Source organism: Streptomyces sp. NPDC059003 (genome assembly GCF_042740445.1).
GTDB lineage: Bacteria > Actinomycetota > Actinomycetes > Streptomycetales > Streptomycetaceae > Streptomyces.
In genome coordinates, this window is record NZ_JBHYJH010000383.1 from 1 (window position 1) to 3,269 (window position 3,269).

The following is a 3,269-nucleotide window of genomic DNA, read 5'->3' on the forward strand; positions in this document are numbered from 1 at the left end:
GCCCCCTCCGGAGGGGGCGGCCCCAGCGTCGTACCCGCACACGTCAGGCAGCGGGCTGCGCCAGCCAGTCCGGCAGCTCCGCGAGGTCGACCCGGCCCAGCGAGAGCAGCATGGCGTCCGCGGGCGTCGGCTCGAAGGGCTGCCGGAGCAGCGGCATCCCGGCCTCGTCCGGCGTGCGGTCCGCCTTGCGGTGGTTGTCCACGGCACACGAGGCGACCGTGTTCAGCCAGCTGTCCTCGCCGCCCTGCGAACGCGGCACCACGTGGTCCACGGTCGTCGCACGCCTGCCGCAGTACGCGCACCGGTGCCGGTCCCGCACCAGTACGCCGCGCCGTGACCACGGAGCCCGTCTTCGGAACGGCACCCGTACATACCGGCAGAGCCTGATCACACGGGGCACCGGAAGATCCAGGTCGGCCGCGCGCACACGCAGTCCGGGGTGGGCCTGTTCGACGACGGCCTTGTCCTGGAGGACCAGGACGACAGCGCGGTTCAGCGTCACCGTCGACAGCGGCTCGAAGCTCGCGTTCAGGACCAGCGTGTCTCGCATCTCGCCCACCTCCCGTGTGCACCGGCCCACCCCCTGGCGGGCTTGGATCAACTCTGGCCGGGCGCGCCGAGATGGACAACGCAATAAAAGATGCCCGCCCCTGATCACTTCCAAGACCAGAGGCGGGCAAACGTTGTATGAACGCTCAGCTTTCGGCGACCGCCGCGTACTCGGCGACGACCTGCGCACGCGCCAGCGTGTGGAACCGGAGATTGAAGCCGACGACCGCAGGCGTGGCATCGGAGTCCGGGCCCAGTTTCTCCTGGTCGACCGCGTACACGGTGAACACATAGCGGTGCGCCGGGTCCCCGGGCGGCGGGGCGGCGCCGCCGAAGTCCTTCGTCCCGTAGTCGTTGCGCACCTGGACGGCGCCCTCGGGAAGGCCTTCGAACTTGCCGCTGCCCGCACCGGCCGGCAGCTCGGTCACCGAGGCCGGGATGTCGAACACGGACCAGTGCCAGAACCCGCTGCCCGTAGGGGCGTCAGGGTCGAAGCACGTCACGGCGAAGCTCTTCGTCCCCGCGGGGAAGCCTTCCCAGCGCAGCTGCGGCGAGGTGTTCCCCTCCGCGTACACCTGGGCGTCCTTCAGCACCGCACCCGGCTCGAAGTCCGCGCTCACGACCGTGAACGACGGCACGGGCGGATGGAAGTCGTGCGGCAGCGGCGGCCTCTTGACCTCGGTCACGTAGGGACCTCCTGATCGGTTCCAGTAAGGGAGACGGCTCCAGCAGGGGAGACGGCGGCGATCGCTCGCCGACGACGAGCCTAGAACCAGTTGCGGCGGCTGCCGACCTGGGACAGCCACTCGTTGAGGTACGCGGCCCAGTCCGTCCCCTGGAAGTCGTTGAGGCCCACCCGGAACGCCTTGTACGAGTCGCTGCCCTCGCTGAACAGACCGGGCTTCTTGTCCATCTCCAGGATGACGTCCATCTCGCGGTCGTCCGCGACGAAGCTCAACTCGACCTGGTTCAGACCCCGGTACTGCTCCGGCGGGAAGAACTCGATCTCCTGGTAGAACGGCAGCTTCTGCCGCGTGCCCCGGATGTGCCCGCGCTCCATGTCGGCGCTCTTGAAGCGGAAGCCCAGCTGCCCGAAGGCGTCCAGGATCGCCTGCTGCGCCGGCAGCGGGTGCACGTTGATCGGGTCCAGGTCGCCGGAGTCGACGGCGCGGGCGATCTCCAGCTCCGTCGTCACACCGATGTTCATGCCGTGCAGCTGCCGCCCGGCGAAGTGCGTGATCGGCGTCTCCCACGGGATGTCGAGGCCGAACGGCACCGCGTGCACGGCGTTCGCCTTCAGCTCGAAGGCACCGCCGAGGCGCTGCTTGGTGAACTCGATGTCCTGCTTGTACTCCTGGTCGTTGCCCTCGACCTCGACGCGGGCCTGCAGCCCCACGGAGAGCGCCTCGATCTGCTGGTCGACGGAGCCACCCTGGATGCGCACCTCACCCTGGACGACACCGCCCGGCACGACATTGGCCTCGGTAAGAACCGTCTCGACGGACGCACCGCCCGCACCCAGACTCGCCAGCAGCTTCTTGAAACCCATGACTCTCCTCCCCAGGCGCTGCCTGTGGCTCGACTCGATCGACGGATCTTCGATGTGATCCCTACAAATGCGATCGGTGGACGCGTGGTTCCCTCCGCCCACCCCGCGCCCTCACCCTCTCGACGAGAGCGCCCGGAGGCCACCCTCCACGCCAAACCCGTACACGTTCGGTGCACTACGCTCGTACGCCATGATCGCGGGACCTGACCGTACGCCCCTGCCCCGAGAGTTCTTCGACCGCCCCGTTCTGGAGGTGGCCCCGGACCTGGTCGGCCGCATCCTGGTCCGCAACTCTCCGGACGGCCCGATCGAGCTGCGCCTGACAGAGGTGGAGGCGTACGCGGGGGAGGCGGACCCCGGCTCCCACGCCTATCGCGGCCGCACCGCCCGCAACGGCGTGATGTTCGGCCCGCCCGGCCATGCGTACGTCTACTTCACCTACGGCATGTGGCACTGCCTCAACCTGGTGTGCGGCCCGGAGGGCACCGCGAGCGGAGTCCTGCTCCGCGCCGGAGAGATCACCGCAGGCACCGAACTCGCCCGCAAACGTCGAATCTCGGCCCGGAACGACAAGGAACTGGCCAAAGGCCCGGCCCGCCTGGCCACCGCCCTCGATGTGGACCGCGACCTCGACGGCAGCGACGTCTGCGCGGGCCCCGACGCCCCGCTCGCCGTCCTCGCCGGGATACCCACCCGCCCCGACCAGGTCAAGAACGGTCCGCGCACGGGCGTGGGCGGAGAGGGAGGCGTCCACCCCTGGCGCTTCTGGGCGGCCAACGACCCCACGGTGAGCCCTTATCGGGCCCATACCCCTCGCCGCCGCCGAACTTGACGAGGCTTTGGCGGTTCCGTAATGTAGCCCGAGCCGCTTGACCCGGGTACGGCATTCAGCCAGCAGCCGGAAGCGGCCAACCACTACCTACGACTTCCCTCAACGGGGTCCTGTTTCGCATGCCCGCATGCCGAAATTTGATTCCGCGGAACTCGATTATGAGTTACCGGGGAAATCCGCTAACGTAGTGGACACGCCGAAAGGCAAGGCCCTCCAACGGCCACCGGAAATGAAATCCGAACCGGGAACGGAACGGAAAACGGATCTGGTAAGGTTGGAAACACGAAACACCGAAGGGAAGCGCCCGGAGGAAAGCCCGAGAGGGTGAGTACAAAGGAA

The 3,269-nt window shown here is 68.3% G+C and carries 4 protein-coding genes; 1 reads left to right on the forward strand and 3 read right to left on the reverse strand.

Going from position 1 to position 3,269, the window contains the following annotated elements; genetic code table 11:
• Positions 1-43 precede the first annotated feature (43 nt).
• The 3 genes from ACFWZ5_RS45765 to ACFWZ5_RS45775 all read right to left on the reverse strand — a co-directional run bounded on the left by ACFWZ5_RS45765 (position 44) and on the right by ACFWZ5_RS45775 (position 2,098).
• Positions 44-550, reverse strand: a complete 507-nt coding sequence (locus tag ACFWZ5_RS45765; RefSeq protein ID WP_384806564.1) for an HNH endonuclease — start codon at positions 548-550, stop codon at positions 44-46.
• A gap of 145 nt (positions 551-695) precedes the next feature.
• A complete protein-coding gene (locus ACFWZ5_RS45770; protein WP_384806566.1) occupies positions 696-1,235 on the reverse strand; it encodes a YbhB/YbcL family Raf kinase inhibitor-like protein in 540 nt (179 codons plus the stop codon).
• Between the two features lie 80 nt (positions 1,236-1,315).
• The gene (locus ACFWZ5_RS45775) at positions 1,316-2,098 is read right to left on the reverse strand and encodes a sporulation protein (protein WP_384806568.1); all 783 of its coding nucleotides are present in this window, start codon (positions 2,096-2,098) and stop codon (positions 1,316-1,318) included.
• Between the two features lie 190 nt (positions 2,099-2,288).
• Here ACFWZ5_RS45775 and ACFWZ5_RS45780 point away from each other — a divergent pair, with 190 nt between their 5' ends.
• Entirely contained in the window at positions 2,289-2,930 is a 642-nt protein-coding gene (locus ACFWZ5_RS45780) for a DNA-3-methyladenine glycosylase (RefSeq protein ID WP_384806570.1), read from the forward strand.
• Positions 2,931-3,269 lie beyond the last annotated feature (339 nt).